Raw genomic sequence first — 24120 nt, 5'->3', positions numbered from 1 at the left:
TCACGACCACGGCTCGATGACCGTCACCCCGGCCCCCGGCGCCTCCCCCATCCGGGCGAGGGCCGCCGGGGCCGCGTCGAGCGGGACGGCGGAGGTCACCAGGAGGTCCGGGCGCAGGACGCCGGAGCGGACCAGCTCCAGCATGCCGGGGTAGGCGTGGGCGGCCATGCCGTGGCTGCCCAGGAGCTCCAGTTCCAGCGCGATCGCGCGGGCCATCGGCACCGGGGTGGTGCCGTCGGCCGAGGGCAGCAGCCCGACCTGGACATGCCGGCCGCGACGGCGCAGGGAGTTGACGGAGGCGGCACAGGTGGCGGGCGAGCCGAGCGCGTCCAGGGAGAGATGGGCGCCGCCGCCGGTCAACTCCCGTACCGCGGCGGCCGTGTCGGGCACCGCGCTCGCGTCCAGGCAGTGCGCCGCGCCGAATCTCCGCGCCAGCTCCAGCGCCCCGGGCTCGATGTCGACGGCGACCACCCGTGCCCCGGCCGCCGCCGCGATCATCACCGCGGACAGGCCGACCCCGCCGCAGCCGTGCACCGCGACCCACTGACCGGCCGCGGCCCGCCCCTGCCGCACCACGGCACGGAAGGCGGTGGCGAAGCGGCAGCCGAGGCCCGCGGCGGTGCCGGGCGCCATGCCGTCCGGGATCGCCACCAGGTTGACGTCGGCGTGGTCGAGGGCGACGTACTCGGCGAAGGAGCCCCAGTGGCTGAAGCCGGGCTGGGTCTGCCGCTCGCACACCTGCTGGTCGCCCGCCGCGCAGGCCGGGCAGCTGCCGCAGGCGCAGACGAACGGCACGGTGACCCGGTCGCCGGGCCGCCAGCCGGTCACCCGGGTACCCACCGCCTCGACCACACCGGCGAGTTCATGTCCTGGCACATGCGGCAGCACGATGTCCGTGTCGTGGCCCATCCAGCCGTGCCAGTCGCTGCGGCACAGCCCGGTCGCCTCGACCCGCACCACGACCCCGTGCTCCGCGGGCGCCGGGTCGGGCACCTCCCGCACCTCGGCGGGCTTCCCGAACTCCTCGAACACCACCGCTCTCATGCGGCTCACCTTCGCACGTCACCGCGCGCCGCCGCCTTCCGGCCATCACGCGTACGGCGCAGGAGAACGGCGACGGACCGGCACATCTGCCTAAGGTGCGGAGGAATCACCCGAACCTCCAGCGCGCACCGCCCTTGCCCCAGCCCGACGGGACGACCCACGTGAGCCACCCCCCGCCGCCCGGCACGCCCAAGGCCCGCATCCCCCATCCGCAGCAACCCCCGCCCCCGTACCCGCGCATCGGCGCGGGGCTGTGGCGGCGCTGTCTGATCGGCGGGCTCGCGGTGTGGGTGCCGGCCGCGGGGCTGGCCCTCGCGACCCGGAGCACGGCGGCGCTCGCGGTGCCCGTCCTGCTGGGCGCCTTCCTGGCGCCGGTGGTCTTCGTGCTGTGGGCGTACGAACGGGGCGCCCGCGATCTCGGCGTCAGCGCGGTGCTCGGCTGCTTCCTGGCGGGCGGCGCGCTCGGCGTGCTCGGCGCCTCCCTCACGGCCGCGTCCGTGCCCCACCCCTCCCTGGGCCGGTATCTGACCGTCGCCCTGGCCGAGGAGGCGGCCAAGCTGGCGGCGCTGGCGTTCGCGCTGCGCCGGCAGCCGGCCGTCCACGGGATGCGCGCCGGGCTGATGCTGGGCGCGACCGTGGGCGTCGGCTTCGCGGCCCTGGAGAGCACCGGGCACGCCCTCGACGCGGCCCTGTGGGCGCCGGACCCCTGGGGGCAGCTGGAGACGGAGCTGGTGCGCGGGCTGCTCGCGCCCCTCGGGCAGGGCGCCTGGACCGCGGTCGCGGGCGGTGTGCTGCTGGCGCTGCGCCGCCCCGACGGCCGCTTCCGGTACGCCCCGCCGGTGATCGCCGCCGGGATGGGCGTCGCCCTGCTGCACGCGCTGGCGGACACGGCGCGCGGCCTTTCGCCCTGGCTGGTCGTACGGCTCACCGGCCGGGGCGTGGAGAGCGGGCTGCTCGCGCCGGGGTACCCGCCGCAGCCGAGCGCCGCCCAGCAGCATCTGCTGACCCTGGTCTCCGCCCTCGGCCCGGCCCTCGTCGCGCTGGCCGGGCTCTCCTGGGCACTGTCACTCGCCCGACGCAATCCTCCGTATCCTCCTTGGAAAAATACCCCCTAGGGGTATACCCTGGCGAGGGCGGGGAAACCATCGGGAACAGCACCGGCGAACACCACCGGCCCCACGTGCCACGACGAGGAGAACGACATGAGCGCCCAGACCGACACCCCGGCCGCCGTCACCACCGTCTACCGGGTGACCGGCATGAGCTGCGGGCACTGCGAGGGATCCGTCTCCGGCGAGATCTCCCAGCTCCCCGGCGTCACCTCGGTGAAGGCCGTCGCGTCGAGCGGCGAGGTGACCGTCGTCTCCGCGGCCCCACTGGACGACGAGGCCGTCCGCGCCGCCGTGGACGAGGCCGGCTTCGAGCTGGCCGACAAGGCCTGAGCACCGCCCTTCCACAGTCCCGACCGGCCGTGCCGACCAGCTGATACTGACTCCGTGCGGTCCGGTCCGATGTCTGGAGTCCGGACATGACCAGCACCATCGCAGAGCAGGCAGAGCAAGCGGACACCGCCATAACCCCCGGTACGGCGTCCTCCGGTACGGCAGCCTCCGGTACGGCGTCCGAGGTCGAACTGCTCATCGGCGGGATGACCTGCGCCTCCTGCGCGGCCCGCGTCGAGAAGAAGCTCAACCGGATGGACGGCGTCAGCGCCACCGTCAACTTCGCCACCGAGAAGGCGAAGGTCAGCTACGGCGCGGGCGTCGAGGTCGCCGATCTGATCGCGACCGTCGTCAAGACCGGGTACACCGCCGAGGAACCCGCCCCGCCGCGGCCCGAACCGGAGGCCGAGGCCCCGGATTCCGCCGGGCAGGACCCCGAACTCGGCGCGCTGCGCCACCGGCTGCTCGTCTCCGCGCTGCTCGCCCTGCCCGTCGTGCTGCTCGCGATGGTCCCGGCCCTCCAGTTCGACAACTGGCAGTGGCTCTCGCTCACCCTCGCCGCGCCCGTCGTCGTCTGGGGCGGCGCGCCCTTCCACCGCGCCGCCTGGACCAACGCCCGGCACGGCGCGGCCACCATGGACACCCTGGTCTCGGTCGGCACGCTGGCCGCGTTCGGCTGGTCGCTGTGGGCGCTGTTCTTCGGCCACGCCGGGATGACCGGCATGCACGACGAGTTCCGCTTCACCGTCTCCCGGATGGACGGCGCCTCCACCATCTATCTGGAGGTCGCCTCCGGTGTCATCGCGCTGATCCTGCTCGGCCGCTATCTGGAGGCCCGCTCCAAGCGGCGCGCCGGCGCGGCCCTGAAGGCGCTGCTGGAGCTGGGCGCCAAGGACGTGGCGGTGCTGCGGGACGGGCGTGAGGTGCGGGTGCCGGTCTCGGCGCTGGCGGTCGGCGACCGGTTCGTCGTACGGCCCGGCGAGAAGGTCGCCACCGACGGCACCGTGGTCGAGGGCGTCTCCGCGGTCGACGCCGCCATGCTGACCGGTGAGTCGGTGCCGGTGGACGTCGGCCCCGGCGACCAGGTCACCGGCGCCACGGTCAACGCGGGAGGGCGGCTCGTCGTCGAGGCCACCCGGGTCGGCGCCGACACCCAGCTGGCGCGGATGGCCAAGCTGGTGGAGGACGCGCAGAACGGCAAGGCCGAGGTGCAGCGGCTGGCCGACCGGGTCTCCGCGGTGTTCGTGCCGGTGGTCATCCTGATCGCGCTGGCCACCTTCGGGGTCTGGCTCGGTGTCACCGGGGACGCGGTCTCCGCGTTCACCGCCGCCGTCGCCGTGCTGATCATCGCCTGCCCCTGCGCGCTGGGACTCGCCACGCCGACCGCGCTGATGGTCGGCACCGGGCGCGGCGCCCAGCTCGGCATCCTGATCAAGGGCCCCGAGGTCCTGGAGTCCACGCGCCGCGTCGACACCGTCGTGCTGGACAAGACCGGCACCGTCACCACCGGCCGGATGACCCTCCAGACGGTGTACGCCGCCGACGGCGAGGACGAGAAGGAGCTGCTGCGCCTCGCGGGCGCCCTGGAGCACGCCTCCGAGCACCCGGTCGCCCGCGCCGTCGCGGCCGGCGCCGGGGAGCGTGTCGGCGCGCTCCCCGCGGTCGAGCGCTTCGAGAACGTCCCCGGGCGGGGCGTGCGCGGGCGCGTGGACGGCCGTGAGGTGGCCGTGGGGCGCCTGTACGACGACGTTCCCGAGGAGCTGGCCCGCGCGGCCGCCGAGGCCGAGCGGGAGGGCCGTACGGCCGTCCTGGCGGGCTGGGACGGGCGGGCCCGCGGGGTCCTCGCGGTCGCCGACGCGGTCAAGGAGACCAGCGCCGAGGCGATCCGCGAGCTGCGCGCCCTCGGGCTGACGCCGGTGCTGCTCACCGGGGACAACCGGACGGTCGCCGAGTCGGTCGCCAGGGCCGTCGGTATCGACGCGGCCCAGGTGTACGCGGAGGTGCTGCCCGAGGACAAGGTGGACGTCGTACGACGCCTGCGGGCCGAGGGCCGGACGGTGGCCATGGTCGGCGACGGGGTCAATGACGCGGCCGCCCTCGCCACCGCCGACCTGGGTCTCGCGATGGGCACCGGCACGGACGCGGCGATCGAGGCGGGCGATCTGACGCTGGTCCGCGGTGACCTGCGGACGGCCGCCGACGCGATCCGGCTGTCCCGGCGGACGCTGGCCACCATCAAGGGCAACCTCGTCTGGGCGTTCGGTTACAACGTGGCCGCGCTGCCGCTGGCCGCCGCCGGCCTGCTGAACCCGATGATCGCGGGCGCCGCGATGGCGTTCTCCTCGGTCTTCGTGGTGACCAACAGCCTGCGGCTGCGCCGGTTCCGGTGAGATTCCACTCGAAGCCGAAACCGGAGTCCCTCTAGAGACGGGCGCGAGCCTCACATAAGCTCTTCACAAGGCTCGCGCATCTTCCTTACGCGCAGGCCCCGATCGACAGATCGGGGCTCTTGCGCATCAAAGGGACATATGCAAGAGACGCAGATCACAGTGATGTGAACGTAACCATCGAAGGGGTTCGAAGGTCTAAGTTGGCGATGTCGGATCGGCGTCTTGGGGGGCGCTGTTCCGACGTCTGGGGATGTCTTGGGGGACGTCTCCGGAGATGCGTTGCCGGGGCACGTACACCGGGAAGTCTTTGAGCGGCCCTCCCGGCGTGCCTGTCCCGGCAGACCGCAATTCGACAGCGATTCAGGCGCTGTCCTCTCTGAGCGCCCGGCCCGGATCCCGTGGGGGGAATCCGCACCGGGACATGGGAAGGCGCCCTGGTCGTCGGCCCGTGGGGGGACCGGCGTCTCAGGGCGCCTTCTTCTTTGCCTGTGTCCCAGGCTGTTTCGCCTGTGTCCAGGCGGTGCCGTCAGGCTCAGCGGGCCTCGACCGGCACGAAGTCGCGCTCGACCACGCCCGTGTAGATCTGGCGCGGGCGGCCGATGCGGGAACCGGGCTCCTTGATCATCTCGGTCCACTGGGCGATCCAGCCCGGAAGGCGGCCGAGGGAGAACAGCACGGTGAACATCTCGGCCGGGAAGCCCATGGCCCGGTAGATCAGACCGGTGTAGAAGTCCACGTTCGGGTAGAGGCTGCGCGAGACGAAGTAGTCGTCGGAGAGCGCGTGCTCCTCCAGCTTGAGCGCGATGTCCAGCAGCTCGTCGGACTTGCCGAGGGCCGAGAGGACGTCGTGCGCGGCGGCCTTGATGATCTTGGCGCGCGGGTCGAAGTTCTTGTAGACCCGGTGGCCGAAGCCCATCAGACGGACGCCGTCCTCCTTGTTCTTCACCTTGCGGATGAAGGTGTCGACGTCGGAGCCCGAGTCGCGGATGCCTTCCAGCATCTCCAGGACGGACTGGTTGGCGCCGCCGTGCAGCGGGCCCCAGAGCGCGTTGATGCCGGCCGAGATCGACGCGAACATGTTGGCCTGCGAGGAGCCGACGAGGCGGACCGTGGAGGTCGAACAGTTCTGCTCGTGGTCGGCGTGCAGGATCAGCAGCTTGTCCAGCGCGGAGACGACGACCGGGTCCAGCTCGTACTCGTCGGCGGGGACCGAGAACGTCATGCGCAGGAAGTTCTCGACGTAGCCGAGGTCGTTGCGCGGGTAGACGAACGGGTGGCCGATCGACTTCTTGTACGCGTACGCCGCGATCGTCGGAAGCTTGGCGAGCAGCCGGATCGTGGAGAGGTTGCGCTGCTTCTCGTCGAACGGGTTGTGGCTGTCCTGGTAGAAGGTGGACAGCGCCGAGACGACCGAGGACAGCATGGCCATCGGGTGGGCGTCGCGCGGGAAGCCCTTGTAGAAGTTCTTGACGTCCTCGTGCAGCAGCGTGTGCCGCGTGATCTCGCCCTTGAACGTCGTCAGCTCGTCGACGGTGGGCAGCTCACCGTTGATCAGCAGGTAGGCCACCTCCAGGAAGGTGGAGCGCTCGGCCAGCTGCTCGATGGGGTAGCCGCGGTAGCGGAGGATGCCCGCCTCGCCGTCGAGGTAGGTGACCGCGGATTTATAGGCGGCCGTGTTGCCGTACCCGCTGTCGAGGGTCACCAGCCCGGTCTGGGCGCGCAGCTTCCCGATGTCGAAGCCCTTGTCGCCGACGGTGCTGTCGACCACCGGGTAGGTGTACTCGCCGTCGCCGTACCGCAGTACTACAGAGTTGTCGCTCACGTCTTCCCTCACCGACGTAGTGCCTCATCTTCGAGGTGCCCTGACTGTCTCTACCATCCCCCATTTGGCTCAGGAGAGTGCACTCGGGGTCGACCATTGGGCCTATTGACGGCACTCAGTGCCGCCAACCTGCTCATCCTGCCCCCTCGGAGAGGCATCTGGAAGTGCTCTGTGACCTTCACGACTCATTTGATCGATCATTTTTCCCGGCGAGTCTGAAGTCCAGGGCTGTACACCGCCGTCCGGCTGACACCGTGCGTACGGCCTGGCCGATCGCCCGGCGCGAACCCACCAGTACAACCAGCTTCTTGGCCCGGGTGACGGCCGTGTAGAGCAGGTTCCGCTGCAGCATCATCCATGCTCCCGTGGTGACGGGAATCACCACGGCGGGATATTCACTTCCCTGTGAACGGTGGATGGTCACCGCGTACGCATGGGCGAGTTCGTCCAGTTCGTCGTATTCATACGGAACCTCCTCGTCCTCGTCCGTCAGCACCGTGAGCCGCTGGTCGACGGGATCGAGGGCGGTGACGACGCCCACGGTGCCGTTGAAGACCCCGTTCTTCCCCTTCTCGTAATTGTTGCGAATCTGGGTCACCTTGTCGCCGACCCGGAAGACCCGGCCGCCGAACCGCTTCTCCGGCACATCGGGCCGGGCGGGCGTGATGGCCTGCTGGAGCAGTCCGTTGAGCGCCCCCGCGCCGGCCGGGCCCCGGTGCATGGGCGCGAGCACCTGGACATCGCGCCGCGGGTCGAGCCCGAACCTGGCGGGCAGGCGCCGCGCCGCCACATCCACGGTGAGCCGCCCGGCCTCCTCGGTGTCGTCCTCCACGAAGAGGAAGAAGTCCTTGAGCCCGTCGGTGAGGGGGTGCTTCCCCTCGTTGATCCGGTGCGCGTTGGTGACGACGCCGGACTGCTGGGCCTGCCGGAACACCCGGGTGAGCCGGACGGCGGGGACCGGGCTGCCGGGCGCGAGGAGGTCGCGCAGCACCTCTCCGGCGCCGACGCTGGGCAGCTGGTCGACATCCCCGACGAAGAGCAGATGCGCTCCGGGCGGTACGGCCTTCACCAGCTTGTTGGCGAGGAGGAGGTCCAGCATGGACGCCTCGTCCACGACCACCAGGTCGGCGTCGAGGGGCCGTTCCCGGTCGTACGCCGCGTCGCCGCCGGGCTTCAGCTCCAGCAGCCGGTGCACGGTGGAGGCCTCGGCGCCGGTCAGCTCGGCCAGCCGTTTGGCGGCGCGGCCGGTCGGGGCGGCGAGCACCACCTTGGCCCGCCGGGCGCGGGCCAGCTCCACGACGGAGCGGACGGTGAAGGACTTGCCGCAGCCGGGGCCGCCGGTGAGCACGGCGACCTTCCGGGTGAGCGCGAGCCGGACGGCGGCCTCCTGCTCGGGCGCGAGGTCGGCGCCGGTGCGCCGGTGGAGCCAGCCGAGGGCCTTGCCCCAGTCGACGTCCTGGAAGCCGGGCATCCGGTCCTCGTCGGTGCGCAGCAGGCGCAGCGTCTGGGCGGCGAGGGACAGCTCGGCGCGGTGGAAGGGCACGAGGTACACGGCGGTGACGGGCTCGCCCCCGTCCGGCCCTGGCACCTTCTCCCTTACGACACCGGGGTCGGTGCCGTCCTCCGGTTCTCGCGCCAGCTCCCCGAGGCACTCGATGACGAGGCCGGTGTCGACCTGGAGGAGTTTGACGGCGTCCGCGATGAGGCGTTCTTCGGGCAGATAGCAGTTGCCCTGGTCGGCGGACTGGGAGAGGGCGTACTGGAGGCCGGCCTTGACGCGTTCGGGGCTGTCGTGGGGGATGCCGACGGACTGGGCGATCTTGTCGGCGGTGAGGAACCCGATGCCCCAGACATCGGCGGCGAGCCGATAGGGGTTCTTCTTCACCACGTCGATCGACTGATCCCCGTACTTCTTGTAGATCCGCACGGCGATGGAGGTGGACACCTCGACGGTCTGGAGGAAGAGCATGACCTCCTTGATCGCCTTCTGCTCCTCCCATGCCTCGGCGATCTTCTTGGTCCGCTTGGGCCCGAGCCCCGGCACCTCGATCAGCCGCTTGGGCTCCTCCTCGATGACGCGGAGGGTGTCGACGCCGAAATGCCGGGTGATCCGGTCGGCGAAGACGGGCCCGATCCCTTTGACCAGCCCGGAGCCGAGGTAGCGCCGCATGCCCTGCACGGTGGCGGGGAGCACGGTGCTGTAGTTCTCGACCTGGAACTGTTTCCCGTGCTGGGGATGGCTCCCCCACCGCCCCTCCATCCGCAGGGACTCCCCGACCTGGGCCCCGAGCAGCGCCCCGACGACGGTGAGCAGATCGCCCCCGCCCCGGCCCGTATCGACCCGGGCGACGGTGTACCCGTTCTCCTCATTGGCGTACGTGATCCTCTCCAACACCCCTTCGAGCACAGCCATCCGCCGCTCACCGGTGTGCGTCCCCGCCTCTTGCGCCATGGGTCGACGGTAGCGGTGGAGTGTGACAGGGGATGGCGGCGGCGGTCCGTCTTCATATCCCTGAGGCATATGCAACCTCTTGCCGTCCGGCTCGTTGGTCACGTCGTACGACAGGAGGGAGTGTCGATGGTCGGCTCGTCGCACGAGGCGTTGCACCGGATCTTCCAGAAGGATCCCGCGGTGCTGACGAAGGCGTTACAGCGGGTGCTGCACGTGCCGTTTCCGGAGCCGCGGGAGATCGTGGCCATGAACGTGGACCTCACCGAGATCGAACCGGTCGAGCGGCGAGTGGACACGCTGATGCGGGCAGAGACGGACGAGGGCACGTATCTGCTGGTGGTGGAGTCGCAGGGGAAGGTGGACGACCGGAAGCGGGGCAGTTGGCCCTACTACCTCGCCTACTTGTACGAGAAGTACCGCTGCGAGCCGGTGCTGATCGTGGTCACGCAGAGCAGTACGACCGCCAAGTGGGCCTCACGGCCGATCCGGTTCGGCTTCCGGGGCTGGCACTCGATGACGGTGCGTCCGCTGGTGCTGGGGCCGGACAACGTGCCGGTGATCACCGACGAGCACTGGGGCGAGCAGGACCCGTCCCTCGCGGTGTTCTCGGCGATGACACACGGACGCGGGCCTCAGACTCCGGCCATACTGGAATCCCTGGCAGCCATTCTGAAGACCGTCGATCCGGATACCGCGTCGGTCTACGCGCAGTTTGTCGACTCCTGTTTGACCGACTCTCAAGCGAAGCAGATGTGGAGGGACTTGATGAAGACCGTCCAGTACTTCTGGCGCCACCCGCTGGCGGAACAGGTGCGTGAAGAGGGCCGCGAGGAAGGACGGGAAGAGGGGCGGGAAGCTTGTCGGCGGATGGTCTTCCTCCTCCTCCAATCGCGCCGCATCCCCGTTTCCGGCACCGCCCGCGCGCGCATTGAGGACTGCGCCGACCTCGGCCAGCTGCAGGCGTGGGCCGAACGAGCCGTACACGCGGCAAACGCTGACGAACTGTTCACCGACGAGCGAACCAGCACCAAAACGAGGGCCTGACACGATGGGACAGATCCAGTACTTCTGGCGTCACCCTCTCGCCCTGCAGGTGCGCGAGGAGGGGCGGGAGGAGGTCCGTGAAGCTTGCCGGCGGATGCTTCTCCGCTTCCTCGAATGGAGCCGCGGTCCCCTCCCCGACACCGCCCGCGCACGCATCCAGACATGCACCGACCTCGACCAGCTGGAGACCTGGTTCGAGGGAGCCCTGCACGCGATGAAGGTGGAGGAGTTGTTCGCCGAGGAGTGAACCCGCGGCCGGGGGCATGGACGGTCGGGCTCACGCTCCCAGTTGTGCGGCGGCCCGGGTGAGGCGGGATTCCAGGCCCTCCAGGACGTGGAGGACGTCGGCCTGTTCGGCTGGGGAGAGGTTGGCGAGGGTGGCGTCCTCCAGTTGGCGCCACAGGGATTCGACCTGCTCGCGCAGCGCGTGGCTCGCGGTGGTGGCCTCGATCAGGTAGGCGCGTTTGTCGTCGGCGCACGGACAGCGGCGCACGAAGCCGGCCTGTTCCAGGCGGCGGACCGTGCGGGCCATGGTCGCCGCGTCGGAGTCGAGCAGGCGGACCAGGTCGGCCTGCCGCTGCGGCCCGAGTTCCCACAGCTGCATCATGACCAGCTCCTGCCCGGGATGCAGACCCACGCGGCGCAGCAGCTGCCCGGCGATCATGCGGTGCGTGCGGGCCACACGGAAGATCGCATGGCTGACCGGGCCGCCCGTCGCGGCCGACGGCACGGCCACCGCCACGTCCGCCACCGCGTCCGCCGGAGGCGTGCCGCCTTCCTCGCCCGCGCCTTCGGCTGCGGATGCCTTCATCGTCTGCGCCTCCTTCGAGCCATAGATCCTGCTCGGACAGGATAACCCGCCCGGACCGACCACCTCCCGCCTCCGGCGGGTACAGAAACCCCTCCGTGGCAGTCGTCACGCCCGGTTGCGCAATACCTGCGGGCAGTTTTACTGTTCGAACAGGTAAATCGCCATCGCATGGAGGGCTTGACCATGACCACCACCGCTTTCGACCCGATCGACCTGGGCGGCACACACCTCGCCAACCGCATCGCCATGGCGCCGATGACCCGCAGCCGCGCCTACGGGCCCGGCGCGAGCGCGACCGAGGCGATGGCGACGTACTACGCGCAGCGCGCCGGCGCCGGGCTGATCATCACCGAGGGCGTGCAGCCGTCGGTGGTCGGCCAGGGATACCCGGACACCCCCGGCCTGCACTCCGAGGAGCAGGTCGCCGCCTGGCGGCAGGTCACCGACGCCGTGCACCGCGCGGGCGGCGTGATCTTCGCGCAGCTCATGCACACCGGCCGGATCGGGCACCCCGCGCTGCTGCCCGACGGGCTCGTCCCCGTCGGCCCCTCGCCCGTCGCCGCGGCCGGGCAGGTGTTCACCCACGAGGGCATGAAGGACTTCGTCGTCCCGGCCGAGCTGACCGAGGCCGAGATCGAGGGGACCGTCGAGGACTTCGCCCGCGCGGCCCGCAACGCCGTCGAGGCCGGGTTCGACGGCGTCGAACTGCACGGCGCCAACGGCTACTTGCCGCACCAGTTCCTGTCCACCAACGCCAACCTGCGCACCGACGGCTGGGGCGGCTCGGTCGCGGGCCGGATCCGCTTCACCGTCGAGGTCGCCCGCGCCGTGACCGACGCCATCGGCGCGCACCGTGTGGGGCTGCGGATCTCCCCGGCCGTCCCGTTCAACGACATCGTCGAGGACGGCCACCGCGACACCTACCGCGCCCTCGTCTCCGCGATCGAACCGCTCGGCCTCGCCTACCTGCACGTGCTGGAGGGCCCGGACCGTGAACTGACCCTGGAGCTGCGCAAGCTGTTCGGCGGCGTCCTCGTCCTCAACCCCCAGACCGGGCAGGCCCCGACCGGCCCCGGCGAGCTGGCGCTGATCGAGGACGGCACCGCCGATCTCCTCAGCTTCGGCGCCCTGTTCCTCGCCAACCCCGACCTGCCCGCCCGGCTGGCTTCCGGCGGCCCGTTCAACGAGCCCGACCGCGCCACGTTCTACGGCGGCGACGAGCGCGGGTACACGGACTACCCGACCCTCGCCGGCTGACCCACACCGACCGCACGGTCCGGTTCCGGGTACGACCATCCTCGTACCCCCATCTCCTCCCCACCCCTCCCCTCCCCTCCCCTCCCCGCTCCTCCCCCCACCCCTCCCTGGAGTTCCCGATGTCCCGCACCATCAGCTACACCCGCTTCGGCGGCCCCGACGTGCTGACCCTCTCCGAGACCGACGCGCCCGAGCCGGGGCCGGGCCAGGTCCGGATCAGGGTCCGGGCGGCCGCGGTCAATCCGATCGACCTGAAGATCCGTTCCGGCGCGATGGCCAAGGCCTTCCCCGCCCAGTTCCCGGTACGGCCGGGCCTCGATGTGGCCGGTGTCGTCGACAAGGCGGGCGAGGGCGCCGACGCGCGGATCGGCGACGAGGTCCTCGGCGCCACCCCGAACGGCGGCTACAGCGAGTACGCCCTGCTGGAGCGGCCGGTCCCCAAGCCCGCGGAGATCTCCTTCGAGACCGCCGCCGCGCTGGTGACGGTGGGCGAGACCGCCTACCGCGCGCTGCACCAGCTGGACCCCCGGGCGGGCGAGACCCTGCTGATCCACGGCGCGGGCGGCAGCGTCGGCATCCTCGCCGTCCAGCTCGCCGCGGCCCGGGGCATCACCGTGGTCGCCACCGCCGGGGAGCACGACATCGAAGGGCTCACCGAACTCGGCGCCACCGCCGTGCCGTACGGGGAGGGCTGGGCGGAGCGGGTGCGGGCCGCCGCGCCGCAGGGCGTGGACCGGGTCCTCGACTGCTCGGGCGCGGGCGTACTGGCCGACTCGGTCGCGCTGACCGGGGACGCCGCGCGGGTGCTCACCATCGCCGACATGTCCGCCGCACAACACGGCGTGCGCTTCAGCGCCGGTGGCCCGGCCGACCGGCTCCCGGAGGCCCTGCCGGAACTGGTCGCGGCGGCGGCCGCGGGCAGGCTCGTCCTCCCCCTCGGCGCCACCTACCCGCTGGCGGACGCCGCCCGCGCCCACGCCGACATCGAGTCCCGCCGCGTCCGGGGCAAGGTCGTCCTCCTGCCCTGACCCGAGGCTGACCCGAGGCCGGCTCCTCCCCTGACCCGGGGACGCGCCGGCCTCGCCCGCTCCACCCACCACTTTCACGCCAGGTCACGATTCCGTTTCGGCCATCCCCACCCCCTTGTCACCGCCCATGTAATCGATTCCAATCATTTCGCGTCTCGATGTAATCGATTCCAAGCGTCACGAGTTCACAAGGAGGTGGGCCGGAGGTGGCGAGCATCAAGGATGTTGCCGCGGTGGCGGGCGTGTCCGTCGCGACGGTTTCGCGGGTGCTGAACGCGCATCCGTCCGTGAGTGCGGACGCCCGTGCCCGGGTGCTGGCCGCCGTGGAGTCGCTGGGGTACCGCCCGAACGCCGTGGCGCGTTCGCTGCGCACCGACCAGACCCACACCCTCGGCCTCGTGATCAGCGATGTGCTGAACCCCTACTTCACCGAGCTGGCCCGCTCGGTGGAGGAGGAGGCGCGGGCGCTCGGGTACAGCGTCATCATCGGGAACGCCGACGAGCGGCCCGATCTCCAGGACCACCACGTACGGAACCTGCTCGATCGGCGGATCGACGGCCTTCTCGTCTCCCCCACCGACGGCGGCTCCCCGCTGATGCTGGACGCCGCCCGCGCCGGTACCCCCATGGTGTTCGTGGACCGCTGGATCCCCGGCGTCGACGTCCCGGTCGTACGCGCCGACGGACGGGCCGCCGTACAGGACCTGGTCGCGCATCTGCACGCCCTCGGACACCGGCGGGTCGCGATCATCGCGGGGCCCGCCGCGACCACCACCGGCAGCGAGCGCGTCGAGGCGTTCCGCGCCGCGCTGGCCGAGTACGGGCTTCCGCTGCCCGATGTCTACATCGGCCAGGGCGACTTCCAGGCCGCCAGCGGGCGCCGGGTCACCGAGGGGTTCCTCGATCTTCCCGAGCCGCCGGACGCCGTCTTCGCGGCGGACAACCTGATGGCGCTCGGCGCCCTGGACGCCGTCCGGGCGCGCGGGCTGCGGGTGCCGGACGACATCGCGCTCGCCGCGTTCGACGACATCCCGTGGTTCGTGCACACCGATCCCCCGGTCACCGCGATCGCCCAGCCCACCGGCGAGTTGGGCCGGGCCGCCGTACGCGCCCTGGTCGACCGGATCGAGGGGCGGCCGGCCGCGTCCGTCACCCTCGCCGCCCGGCTGGTCGTACGCCGCTCCTGCGGTGAGGCGCCGGAGACGGCCCGCGTCATCCCCACCCCGTCCCTCCCCCCAGTGCAAAGGAGCACGACGTGAGCAACCCGGACGAGTTGCTGCGCATCGAGGGCATACGCAAGACCTTTCCCGGCGTGGTCGCGCTCGACGGTGTCGACTTCGACCTGCGCCGGGGCGAGGTGCATGTGCTGCTCGGTGAGAACGGCGCCGGCAAGAGCACGCTCATCAAGATGCTCTCCGGTGCCTATACGCCCGACGGCGGGCGGATCCTCGTCGGCGGTCAGGAGACCCGCATCCATGGTGCGCAGGACTCCGAGCGGCTCGGGATCGCCACCATCTACCAGGAGTTCAACCTGGTTCCGGACCTGACCGTCGCCGAGAACATCTTCCTGGGCCGGCAGCCGCGCCGCCTCGGGATGATCGACCGGAAGCGGATGGAGGCCGAGGCCGCGAAGCTCCTGGAGCGGGTCGGCGTGCAGGTCTCGCCCCGGGCCCGGGTGCGGGAACTGGGCATCGCCCGGCTCCAGATGGTGGAGATCGCCAAGGCGCTCAGCCTGGACGCGCGGGTGCTCATCATGGACGAGCCGACCGCCGTGCTGACCTCGGAGGAGGTCGACAAGCTCTTCGCCATCGTGCGGCAGCTGCGGGCGGACGGCGTGGGGATCGTCTTCATCACGCACCACCTCGACGAGATCGCCGCCCTGGGCGACCGGGTCACCGTCATCCGGGACGGGAAGAGTGTGGGCCAGGTGCCCGCCGCCACCCCCGAGGACGAGCTGGTACGGCTCATGGTCGGGCGCTCCATCGAGCAGCAGTATCCGCGTCAACGCCCCGACAAGGGCGCCGCGTTGCTCAGCGTCGAGGGGCTGACCCGCAACGGCGTCTTCCACGATGTGAGCTTCGAGGTGCACGCCGGTGAGGTCGTCGGCATCGCCGGGCTGGTGGGCGCCGGGCGGACCGAGGTCGTACGGGCCGTGTTCGGCGCGGACCCGTACGACGACGGGGCCGTGAAGGTCGGCGGCAGCGCGCTGCGGCGCTCCGATGTGAACGCCGCGATGGCGGCCGGGATCGGGCTCGTGCCCGAGGACCGCAAGGGGCAGGGCCTGGTGCTGGACGCCTCGGTCGAGGAGAACCTGGGCCTGGTGACCATGCGGGCGGCGACCCGTGCCGGACTGGTCGACCGCAAGGCGCAGCACGTGTCGGCGGAGCGGATCGCCGGTCAGCTGGGGGTGCGGATGGCCGGGCTCGGTCAGCATGTGCGCACGCTGTCCGGCGGCAACCAGCAGAAGGTCGTCATCGGCAAGTGGCTGCTGGCCGACACCAAGGTGCTGATCCTCGACGAGCCGACGCGCGGTATCGACGTCGGCGCCAAGGTCGAGATCTACCAGCTGATCAACGAGCTGACGGCCGCCGGTGCCGCCGTACTGATGATCTCCAGCGATCTGCCCGAGGTGCTCGGCATGAGCGACCGGGTGCTGGTGATGGCCCAGGGCCGGATCGCCGGAGAACTCGCGGCCGACGAGGCCACCCAGGACGCCGTGATGGCGCTCGCCGTATCCACCCCCACCACCGGCAACACGAACGACACCACCGCGAAGGAGGCCACCCGTGGCCACTGACACGCTCAAGAGCACGACGGGAGCGAGTGGCGCCCCGGGCGGCCTGCGCCGGCTGCTGCTCGACAACGGCGCGCTGACCGCGCTGATCGTCCTGGTCATCGCCCTGTCGGCGCTGTCCGGTGACTTCCTGACGACGGACAACCTGCTGAACATCGGTGTCCAGGCGGCCGTGACGGCGATCCTGGCCTTCGGTGTCACCTTCGTGATCGTGGCCGCGGGCATCGACCTGTCGGTCGGCTCGGTGGCCGCGCTGTCGGCGACGGTGCTGGCGTGGAGCGCCACCCAGCACGGGGTGCCGGTCGCGCTGGCCGTCGTCCTGGCGGTGGCCACGGGTGTCGCGGCCGGTCTGGTGAACGGTTTCCTCATCGCCTACGGCAAGCTGCCGCCGTTCATCGCGACGCTCGCGATGCTGTCGGTGGGGCGCGGTCTTTCGCTGGTGATCTCCGGTGGTGTGCCGATCCCGTTCCCGGACTCGGTCTCGCACCTCGGTGACACGCTCGGCGACTGGCTGCCGGTGCCGGTCCTGGTGATGATCGTGATGGGGCTGCTGGCCGCGTTCGTGCTCGGCCGCACCTACATCGGCCGCTCCATGTACGCGATCGGCGGCAACGAGGAGGCCGCGCGCCTGTCCGGCCTGCGGGTCAAGAAGCAGAAGCTCGCGATCTACGCCCTGTCCGGTGTGTTCGCGGCGGTGGCGGGCATCGTGCTGGCCTCCCGGCTGTCCTCCGCGCAGCCGCAGGCCGCCGACGGCTATGAGCTGGACGCGATCGCGGCGGTCGTCATCGGCGGTGCCTCGCTCGCGGGCGGCACCGGCAAGGCGTCCGGCACCCTGGTCGGCGCGCTGATCCTCGCGGTGCTGCGCAACGGCCTGAACCTGCTGAACGTCTCCGCGTTCTGGCAGCAGGTCGTGATCGGTGTCGTCATCGCGCTGGCGGTGCTGCTCGACACGGTGCGCCGCAAGGCGGGTGCCACCCCGGTGACCTCTGGTGGCGGCGGCAACAAGGGCAGGCAGGCGGCGACGTACGGGCTCGCGGCCGTGGTGACGGTGGCGATCGTCGGCGCGACCTCCTTCCTGCACAACGGCTCCTCGGCCGCGGCGAACCCGAAGGTGGGGCTGTCGCTGTCGACCCTCAACAACCCGTTCTTCGTGGGCGTCCGCTCCGGCGCGCAGGCCGAGGCGAAGAAGCTGGGCGTGGACCTGACGGTCACCGACGCGCAGAACGACGCCTCCCAGCAGGCCAACCAGCTCCAGAACTTCACCAGTTCGAGTCTTGACGCGATCATCGTCAACCCCGTGGACTCGGACGCGGCGAGCAACTCGGTCAAGGCCGCCGACAAGGCGAAGATCCCGGTGATCGCGGTCGACCGCGGGGTCAACAAGGCCGCCGTGGACACCCTGGTGGCCTCGGACAACATCGCCGGTGGCGAGCAGGCGGCCAAGACGATCGCCGAGAAGCTGGGCGGCAAGGGCAAGATCGTGATCCTCCAGGGTCAGGCGGGCACCTCGGCGGCACGGGAGCGTGCGCAGGGCTTCGCCAACGGGCTGAAGGCGTACCCGGGCATCAAGGTGGTCGCCCAGCAGCCCGCCGACTTCGACCGCACCAAGGGCCTCGATGTGATGTCGAACCTGCTCCAGGCCCACCCGGACGTGCAGGGCGTCATCGCCGCCAACGACGAGATGGCGCTCGGCGCGATCAAGGCGCTGGGTTCCAAGGCCGGTACATCGGTGCCGGTGGTCGGCTTCGACGGCACCCCGGACGGCCTGAACGCGGTCAAGGCGGGCACGCTGTACGCCTCCGTCGCGCAGCAGCCGACCCAGCTCGGCCGGATCGCCGTGGACAACGCGCTCAAGGCGTCCCAGGGCAAGAAGGTGGAGCAGACGGTGAAGGTGCCGGTCAAGGTGGTCACGAAGGACAACGTGGCCGGGTTCACCGGCTGACGGAGCGGGCGGGGAAGGCTCGGGCGGGCGGTCGTACACCATGGGGGCACCCTCGGGGCACCCTGGGGGCGACCGTCCGCCCCGGCTCGTTCCCCGGGTTCGCGGACGCATCGGATTCAGCGGACGCATCGGATTCAAAGGGTTCATGGGAGTCAACTGATGTACGACTACGACCTGTTGGTCGTGGGTTCGGCCAACGCCGACCTGGTGATCGGGGTCGAGCGGCGGCCGGCCGCCGGTGAGACGGTGCTCGGCGGGGACCTGTCCACGCACCCGGGCGGCAAGGGCGCCAATCAGGCGGTCGCCGCGGCCCGGCTGGGCGCCCGTACGGCGCTGCTGGCGCGCGTCGGCGAGGACGGCCACGGCCGGCTGCTGCTCGACTCCCTGCGCTCGGCCGGGGTCGACCCGTCGGGCGTGCTCGAAGGCGGGGCGCCGACCGGGGTCGCGCTGATCACCGTCGACCCGTCCGGGGACAACAGCATCGTGGTGTCGCCCGGCGCCAACGCCCGGCTCACCCCTGCGGACGTCCGGGCGGCCGAGGGCCTGCTGCGCGCCTCCCGGGTGGTCTCGGCCCAGCTGGAGATCCCGCTGGAGACGGTCGTGAAGGTCGTACGGAACCTGCCGTCCGGCACCCGGTTCGTGCTCAACCCCTCCCCGCCGCGCCCGCTGCCCGCCGAGGTGCTGGCGGCCTGCGACCCGTTGATCGTCAACGAGCACGAGGCGCGGGTGATCCTCGGCGAGGACGCCGGGGCGGAGCCCGAGGACTGGGCGCGCGGGCTGCTGGCGATGGGCCCGCGCTCGGTCGTGGTCACGCTCGGCGCCGAGGGCGCGCTGGTGTACGACGGCTCGGGCGCGGCCCGGGTGGCGTCGGTGAAGGTCGACGCGGTGGACACCACGGGCGCGGGCGACGCCTTCACGGCCGCCCTGGCCTGGAGGCTGGGCGCGGGCGCGGCCCTCGCCGAGGCGGCGGGCTACGCGGCCCGGGTCGGCGCGGCGGCCGTGACGAGGGCGGGGGCGCAGGAGTCGTACCCGACGGCCGAGGAGGTCGAGCAACTGTGAAGAAGTCGGGCATCCTGAACCGCCATCTGGCGGGCGCGCTGGCCGAGTTGGGGCACGGGGACGAGGTGCTGGTGTGCGACGCGGGCATGCCGATCCCCAGCGGTCCGCGCGTGGTGGACCTGGCCTTCCGGGCCGGTGTGCCGTCCTTCGCCGAGGTCTTCGCCGGTCTGGTGGACGAGCTGGTCCTGGAGGGCGCCACGGTCGCGGAGGAGCTGCGCGGCGCCCATCTCGACCTGGTGGAGCGGCAGTTCGCCCACCTGGACTTCGTCCCGCACGAGCGGCTCAAGGAGTTGTCGGCGGGGGCGCGGCTGATCGTGCGCACCGGCGAGGCGAGCCCGTACGCCAATGTGCTGCTGCGGTGCGGGGTGTTCTTCTAGGGGACGCGCCGAGGGGGGGCGGTCAATTCCACTGACGGAAACGGGTGTTGAGCATCCGTACCGGCGGTGTTTGACTTGGCCGGTGACTGCTATCGAGGGGGCGAGCGCTCTCGACCGGCTCGGTCCGGTGCTCAGCCGGCATCCGGTCGACCACCGCAAGCGGTGGGTGAACGCCGCCTGGGCCCTGGTCGTTGCCGTCCCGGCGGGCTGGCTCGGGGTGTGGAGCGCCTTCACCACCAGCGGGGGGTCCGCCGGCGGCAACCGCGCGATCGGGCTGCTGATCGGTCTCGCGCTGGGCGCCGTATGGATCGCGGCGGTCCAGATCTGGCGGGCGCTGCGCGGCGCGCCCGGGGAGTACTTCGAGGTGCGGGAGCTGGGCCTGGTCCACGGCTCGCGGCGGGGCGCCGACGGCTGGACGTGGGACCGCGTCACCGCCCTTCACATCGAGGGCAATGCCGTGAACCGCCTCGCGACCCGGCTGGGCAACGGCTACCGCGTGGAGATCGCCTTCGACGACGGCCGTCGGCTGCGCACGGACGGGCTCGCCGCGTACGCCGGGGACCTGGGGCGGGTGCTGCTGGCCCGCTGCCCGCAGCAGGTCGCCCTGCGCCCGCGGATCCCCTGGTGGGGCAGGGTGGGCGGCTGGTTGCTCGCCTGGGCGGCGCTGTGCGTGCTCGCGATCGCGGGGCAGCTCCTCTACATCGCGGACCATCCCGACCACGAGCGCAGGGAGCGGACCGCCGCGGGCATGGCCACGGTGACCGACACGCCGGGCATCAGCGAGGCGGGGTTCGCCCTGCTGGCCTTCGGCCTGATGATCTGCTTCATCGCCGCGATCACCTTCGTCATCCTCTTCTTCCGGGGCCGTCCGTACCGCCGGATGCCCCGCCGCTGAGCCGGGCCGCCCGTGCCTGGAGGTACCGCTGTTCGGCGAGGCCGGCCGTGGCCTTGGCGGCGCGCCGGTAGTGGTCGTACGCCCCCTGGATGTCACCGGCGCGTTCCAGCAGGTGCGCCCGGACGGACAGCAGCCGGTGGTGGCGGGCCATGCGGTCGTCGCCGTCCAGGGTGGCGAGGAGGGTGAGCCCGGCCTCGGGGCCCTCGGTCTCGGCGAGGGCGATGGCGCGGTTGAGAGTGACCATCGGGTTGGGCGCGATCCGTTCCAGGATGAGGTAAAGGGCGTGCACCTGCGCCCAGTTGGTTTCCTCGGCCTTGGCCGCGTCGGCGTGGGTTGCGGCGATGGCGGCCTGGAGCAGATAGGGGCCGAGGGCCGGTCCGGCGAGGGCCGTTCTGACCAGCGCGGTGCCCTCCTCGATCAGGGTGCGGTCCCAGGTCGTACGGTCCTGTTCCGCCAGCGGCACCAGGTCGCCGGAGGGGGTGGTACGGGCCGGGCGCCGGGCCTCGGTCAGCAGCATCAGGGCGAGCAGCCCGGTGACCTCGCCGTCCTCGGGGAGCTGGGTGTGCACGGCCCGGGTGAGCCGGACGGCCTCGTGGGCGAGGTCGGGGCGGTCCAGACGGTCGCCGGAGGAAGCGGTGTACCCCTCGTTGAAGATCAGGTACAGGACGTGCAGGACGACCGGCAGCCGCTCCTTGAGTTCCGGTCCTTCCGGGGCCCCGAAGGTGCTGCCCGCCGCCCTGACCCGCTGCTTGGCCCGGCTGATCCGGGCCGCCATCGTGGCCTCCGGCACCAGGAAGGCACCGGCGATCTCGGCCGTGGTCAGACCGCCGACGGCGCGCAGGGTCAGGGCGGTCTGGGAGGCCGGGGTCAGCGTCGGATGGCAGCACAGGAACAGCAGGAGCAGCGTGTCGTCGGTGTCCGGCACCTCGCCGGGGCCGACCTCCGCGGCGGTCGCGGCCTCCCGCTCCCGCCGGGCGAGATCACTGCGCGCCTGATCGGCGAGGCGGCGGGCGGCGACGGTGGTCAGCCAGCCGCGCGGATTGCCGGGCACGCCCTCGGCCGGCCACTGGGTGGTGGCGGCGAGGACGGCTTCCTGTACGGCGTCCTCGCAGTCCTCGAACCGGCCGTTCCTGCGGACCAGCGTGCCGAGGACGCGCGGCGCGAGGTCGCGCAGCAGGCCCTCGGCGTCCGGTGCCGGGCTGGGTGTGCTCATGCCTCCAATTGTCCGCAGGCGAACATCACCTGGCGCACCTCGACGCCCAGGCCCTCGATCCCGGCGTCCGGGATCAGCGCGGCCAGCTCGATCGCCCGCTCCCGGTCCTCGCAGTCGACCAGGTAGAAGCCGCCCAGGTGCTCCTTGGCCTCCAGGAAGGGGCCGTCGGTGACGACCGTCCTCCCGCCGCGCACGGTGACGACGGCGGACTGCGACGGGTCGGCGAGCGCCTGCGTGGTGAGCAGTTCGCCGGACTCCTTCAGCGTCTCGATGAACTTCCCGTGCCCCTCCTGGACCGCCGTCTTCTCGTCGTCGGTCAGCGCGTCCAGGACGGCGGGGTTGATGTGCAGGCAGATCAGGAACTGCATGTCGTACTCCTCGTGGTTCACGGACCCCTGCGGGGGTCCTTCACCGTGTAGTCGGAGCGGCGCCGGATTTCTTGACATCCTTCGGCTCGGGATTCACAAGCACGATTCCCCAGGTGTCGTGCGGACCGGGTCGCACCGTGATCATCTCGGTGCGACCCGGGCCGGTGAAGTGGAGGACGACCAGTTGCTGTGCGGCGAAGTCCTCCTCGAAGTCGGCCGACACCTCGCCGCGGGCCGCCTTGCCGTACTCCTTGATCCAGGCACGGGCCGCGGGCCGCGAATCACCGCCTTCGGCGTTCAGGGCGGCGAGACCGTCGACGTCCCCGTCGGCCAGCCGCCAGACGACCTGCTGGACGGCTTCCAGGCTGTCGGTGCTCGGGTAGCCGGTGACCCGCAGGGGGCGGTGGTTCGAGTAGTCCGTCAGGTAGTCCAGGTGCTTGTCGGCACAGCCGGTCAGGACGGCGCCGAGCATCAGCGGGACGGTGAGCGCGGCGGTACGACGGCGGGTCGATATCGTGATCATCCGGTCAAGTCTCCACGATCGGCCGCTCGGCCGCTCCGGCCAGCCGTGCTCCCCTGCTCTCCGCGATCCGCTTGATCTCCCTCAGGGACTCGATGAGGCGCCGGACCAGGTAGTGCAGTTCTTCCTTGGTCAGCCCCTCACCCGAGAGGAGTTCGGCGGTGTGGTCCAGCAGGCTGCCCGCCATGCCGAGTTGTACGCCCTCGACCTGGTCGGCGATCCGGGAGACGTACCCGTCGCCGTCCCCGATGAGGTAGCAGGGCTTCTCCTCGGAACCGGTCCAGGGAAGCAGACGTTCGTTCATGCGTAGACCTCCACGAGGTCGAGGTAGGGGCGGACGAGTCGGCTGTCCTCGCCACGGAGGGGGGCTTGGCCGCGGTGGTAGGTCGTGGCCGCGCCGACGTAGGGGCAGGAGTACGGCGGGTACACCGGCCTGCGGCGGCGCCGTCCGTGAAGCAACAGCTCGACCAACCAGGCGAGGAGTTTCGTCATGCCAACCTGCCCATTCGTGTGCGGTGTGTGGCGAATTGGTCACAGCGTGGGGTGGCAGTGGCTACGCTTTCTAGAGGTGGGGGGTTGACATTTGCGCTTGTCAGCAAGGGAGTTAGCCGGATGAGCGTTGACCGCAGACCACGGACACCGCGCGAGAAGTACGGGGAGGAGTTGAGGCTGCGGCGATTGTCAGCCGGACTCACCCAGGAAGAACTGAGCGAGCAGATCGTGTGCTCGCCGACGTTGATCAGCCATTACGAGTCGGGCAGACGGCTGCCTAAACCCGACGACGCACGGCGGATCGATCGGGCGCTGGGTACGGACGGGTTCTTCGAGCGGTGGCTGGAAGACCTGGAGTCGAAGTACATCGACTACTTCGCGCCCGTGGCCGAGCTCGAAGAACAGGCCGAACTGATTCAGCAGTTCGCGCTCTCACTGGTTCCGGGCGTGCTCCAGACCGACGAATACGCCCGCGCTCTCTTCCGCGCCTACAGTCCGAACCACACCGCCGAGAAACTTGACGAGGCGGTTGTCACTCGAACGAAACGCCGCCGGATCCTCGATGCGTCGGCACGCCCTGTCGTCTGGACGTTGCTCGACGAGGCGGTCCTGCGGCGGCGCGTGGGCGGGCCGCAGGTCATGGCCGAGCAACTGCACAAGGTCGCGGACATGGCCGAGACGGGACGGCTGCGCCTGCATGTACTGCCGCACGACGCGGGAGCGCACGCGCTCATGGAGAGTTACCTCACGCTCATGAGCTTTGCCGACTCCGCCCCGGTGGCCTACGTCGAGGGCTTCCTCACTGGTCACTTGATGGATGATCCGGCGCTGGTGGCGGCCAGTCAGACCGCCTACGCTCTCGCCCTGAGCGACGCGTTGTCGCAACAGGAGTCACTTGCCCTCGTCAGAGCGGCAGCGGAGGAACACGTACATGGTCAGCAGTGAGCACACCGTCTCCGACTCGTCCGCCCTCACCGGGTGGTTCAAGTCCAGCTACAGCGGCGGCAGCCAGGGCGACTGCCTAGAGGTAGCTCGCGGTCACGCCACCGTCCCTGTCCGCGACAGCAAGAACACCTCCGGCCCGGCACTGCTCTTCTCCGCAGACAGCTGGACGGCGTTCGTCGGTGCTCTCAAGGGCTGAAAAACGCACGTGCCGGGCGGATCCAGATG

Annotated in this window: 24 protein-coding genes; 15 read left to right on the top strand and 9 right to left on the bottom strand. The window is 71.1% G+C overall.

Features of this window, described 5'->3' with window-relative positions:
• Window positions 1-1044 (bottom strand): zinc-dependent alcohol dehydrogenase family protein, encoded by a 1044-nt coding sequence (locus AB0N90_RS11510; protein WP_365195156.1) that lies wholly within the window; start codon window positions 1042-1044, stop codon window positions 1-3.
• 161 nt (window positions 1045-1205) lie between these two features.
• Between AB0N90_RS11510 and AB0N90_RS11505 the strand changes: the two genes are divergently transcribed.
• From AB0N90_RS11505 to AB0N90_RS11495, 3 genes are all read left to right on the top strand, one after another.
• Window positions 1206-2159, top strand: a complete 954-nt coding sequence (locus AB0N90_RS11505; RefSeq protein WP_365195153.1) for a PrsW family glutamic-type intramembrane protease — start codon at window positions 1206-1208, stop codon at window positions 2157-2159.
• An 87-nt stretch (window positions 2160-2246) separates the two neighbouring features.
• On the top strand, window positions 2247-2486 hold the full coding sequence (locus tag AB0N90_RS11500) for a heavy-metal-associated domain-containing protein (RefSeq protein WP_365195150.1): 240 nt from the start codon (window positions 2247-2249) through the stop codon (window positions 2484-2486).
• Window positions 2487-2572: 86 nt separating this feature from the next.
• Complete coding sequence (locus tag AB0N90_RS11495) at window positions 2573-4876, top strand: heavy metal translocating P-type ATPase (protein WP_365195147.1); 2304 nt, start codon at window positions 2573-2575, stop codon at window positions 4874-4876.
• Between the two features lie 532 nt (window positions 4877-5408).
• Here AB0N90_RS11495 and AB0N90_RS11490 read toward each other — a convergent pair.
• Window positions 5409-6698 carry a citrate synthase gene (locus tag AB0N90_RS11490; RefSeq protein ID WP_037651658.1) on the bottom strand — a complete coding sequence of 430 codons (1290 nt, stop codon included), beginning with the start codon at window positions 6696-6698 and terminating at the stop codon, window positions 5409-5411.
• A 178-nt stretch (window positions 6699-6876) separates the two neighbouring features.
• The gene (locus AB0N90_RS11485; protein ID WP_365195144.1) at window positions 6877-9150 is read right to left on the bottom strand and encodes an ATP-dependent RecD-like DNA helicase; all 2274 of its coding nucleotides are present in this window, start codon (window positions 9148-9150) and stop codon (window positions 6877-6879) included.
• A 126-nt stretch (window positions 9151-9276) separates the two neighbouring features.
• Between AB0N90_RS11485 and AB0N90_RS11480 the strand changes: the two genes are divergently transcribed.
• A complete protein-coding gene (locus tag AB0N90_RS11480) occupies window positions 9277-10194 on the top strand; it encodes a hypothetical protein (RefSeq protein ID WP_365195141.1) in 918 nt (305 codons plus the stop codon).
• Window positions 10195-10198: 4 nt separating this feature from the next.
• Window positions 10199-10441, top strand: coding sequence for a hypothetical protein (locus AB0N90_RS11475; protein WP_365195139.1), 243 nt, complete (start codon window positions 10199-10201; stop codon window positions 10439-10441).
• A gap of 30 nt (window positions 10442-10471) precedes the next feature.
• Here the strand turns inward: AB0N90_RS11475 and AB0N90_RS11470 are convergent, their stop codons facing one another.
• Complete coding sequence (locus tag AB0N90_RS11470; RefSeq protein WP_365195136.1) at window positions 10472-11005, bottom strand: MarR family transcriptional regulator; 534 nt, start codon at window positions 11003-11005, stop codon at window positions 10472-10474.
• 183 nt (window positions 11006-11188) lie between these two features.
• Here AB0N90_RS11470 and AB0N90_RS11465 point away from each other — a divergent pair, with 183 nt between their 5' ends.
• The 8 genes from AB0N90_RS11465 (at window position 11189) to AB0N90_RS11430 (ending at window position 20357) form a co-directional block, all read left to right on the top strand.
• Entirely contained in the window at window positions 11189-12262 is a 1074-nt protein-coding gene (locus tag AB0N90_RS11465) for an alkene reductase (RefSeq protein WP_365195135.1), read from the top strand.
• A 119-nt stretch (window positions 12263-12381) separates the two neighbouring features.
• Window positions 12382-13290 (top strand): NADP-dependent oxidoreductase, encoded by a 909-nt coding sequence (locus AB0N90_RS11460; protein WP_365195133.1) that lies wholly within the window; start codon window positions 12382-12384, stop codon window positions 13288-13290.
• A 206-nt stretch (window positions 13291-13496) separates the two neighbouring features.
• Window positions 13497-14549: a LacI family DNA-binding transcriptional regulator gene (locus AB0N90_RS11455; protein ID WP_365195131.1), complete on the top strand. Its 1053-nt coding sequence runs from the start codon at window positions 13497-13499 to the stop codon at window positions 14547-14549.
• Window positions 14546-16087: a sugar ABC transporter ATP-binding protein gene (locus AB0N90_RS11450; RefSeq protein WP_365195128.1), complete on the top strand. Its 1542-nt coding sequence runs from the start codon at window positions 14546-14548 to the stop codon at window positions 16085-16087. Before AB0N90_RS11455 ends, AB0N90_RS11450 begins: the two co-directional genes overlap by 4 nt.
• Entirely contained in the window at window positions 16077-18026 is a 1950-nt protein-coding gene (locus tag AB0N90_RS11445; RefSeq protein ID WP_365195126.1) for a substrate-binding domain-containing protein, read from the top strand. Before AB0N90_RS11450 ends, AB0N90_RS11445 begins: the two co-directional genes overlap by 11 nt.
• Window positions 18027-18185: 159 nt before the next feature.
• Window positions 18186-19085, top strand: coding sequence for a ribokinase (locus AB0N90_RS11440; protein ID WP_365195123.1), 900 nt, complete (start codon window positions 18186-18188; stop codon window positions 19083-19085).
• Entirely contained in the window at window positions 19082-19462 is a 381-nt protein-coding gene (gene rbsD / locus AB0N90_RS11435; RefSeq protein ID WP_365195120.1) for a D-ribose pyranase, read from the top strand. The genes AB0N90_RS11440 and rbsD overlap by 4 nt, the downstream gene beginning before the upstream one ends.
• 82 nt (window positions 19463-19544) lie before the next feature.
• Window positions 19545-20357 (top strand): hypothetical protein, encoded by an 813-nt coding sequence (locus tag AB0N90_RS11430; RefSeq protein ID WP_365195118.1) that lies wholly within the window; start codon window positions 19545-19547, stop codon window positions 20355-20357.
• On the opposite strand, the gene AB0N90_RS11425 is transcribed toward AB0N90_RS11430, so the two are convergent.
• The 5 genes from AB0N90_RS11425 to AB0N90_RS11405 are packed head-to-tail and all read right to left on the bottom strand — an operon-like array spanning window position 20308 to window position 22950.
• Window positions 20308-21570, bottom strand: a complete 1263-nt coding sequence (locus AB0N90_RS11425) for a DUF6596 domain-containing protein (protein WP_365195116.1) — start codon at window positions 21568-21570, stop codon at window positions 20308-20310. The genes AB0N90_RS11430 and AB0N90_RS11425 overlap by 50 nt on opposite strands.
• Window positions 21567-21959 carry a YciI family protein gene (locus tag AB0N90_RS11420; protein ID WP_365195113.1) on the bottom strand — a complete coding sequence of 131 codons (393 nt, stop codon included), beginning with the start codon at window positions 21957-21959 and terminating at the stop codon, window positions 21567-21569. The genes AB0N90_RS11425 and AB0N90_RS11420 overlap by 4 nt, the downstream gene beginning before the upstream one ends.
• 19 nt (window positions 21960-21978) lie before the next feature.
• On the bottom strand, window positions 21979-22461 hold the full coding sequence (locus tag AB0N90_RS11415) for a hypothetical protein (RefSeq protein WP_365195111.1): 483 nt from the start codon (window positions 22459-22461) through the stop codon (window positions 21979-21981).
• Between the two features lie 4 nt (window positions 22462-22465).
• Window positions 22466-22762 (bottom strand): hypothetical protein, encoded by a 297-nt coding sequence (locus AB0N90_RS11410; RefSeq protein ID WP_085564825.1) that lies wholly within the window; start codon window positions 22760-22762, stop codon window positions 22466-22468.
• Window positions 22759-22950, bottom strand: coding sequence for a hypothetical protein (locus AB0N90_RS11405; RefSeq protein ID WP_256638385.1), 192 nt, complete (start codon window positions 22948-22950; stop codon window positions 22759-22761). The genes AB0N90_RS11410 and AB0N90_RS11405 overlap by 4 nt, the downstream gene beginning before the upstream one ends.
• A gap of 120 nt (window positions 22951-23070) precedes the next feature.
• Between AB0N90_RS11405 and AB0N90_RS11400 the strand changes: the two genes are divergently transcribed.
• Both AB0N90_RS11400 and AB0N90_RS11395 read left to right on the top strand, forming a co-directional pair.
• Entirely contained in the window at window positions 23071-23895 is an 825-nt protein-coding gene (locus tag AB0N90_RS11400; protein ID WP_365195108.1) for a helix-turn-helix transcriptional regulator, read from the top strand.
• Window positions 23882-24091 (top strand): DUF397 domain-containing protein, encoded by a 210-nt coding sequence (locus AB0N90_RS11395; protein WP_365195105.1) that lies wholly within the window; start codon window positions 23882-23884, stop codon window positions 24089-24091. The genes AB0N90_RS11400 and AB0N90_RS11395 overlap by 14 nt, the downstream gene beginning before the upstream one ends.
• Window positions 24092-24120 lie beyond the last annotated feature (29 nt).

This window comes from Streptomyces sp. NPDC093018, from assembly GCF_040684035.1.
GTDB classification, from domain to species: Bacteria; Actinomycetota; Actinomycetes; order Streptomycetales; family Streptomycetaceae; genus Streptomyces; species Streptomyces murinus.
This window is presented reverse-complemented; position numbering and strand designations above follow the sequence as displayed.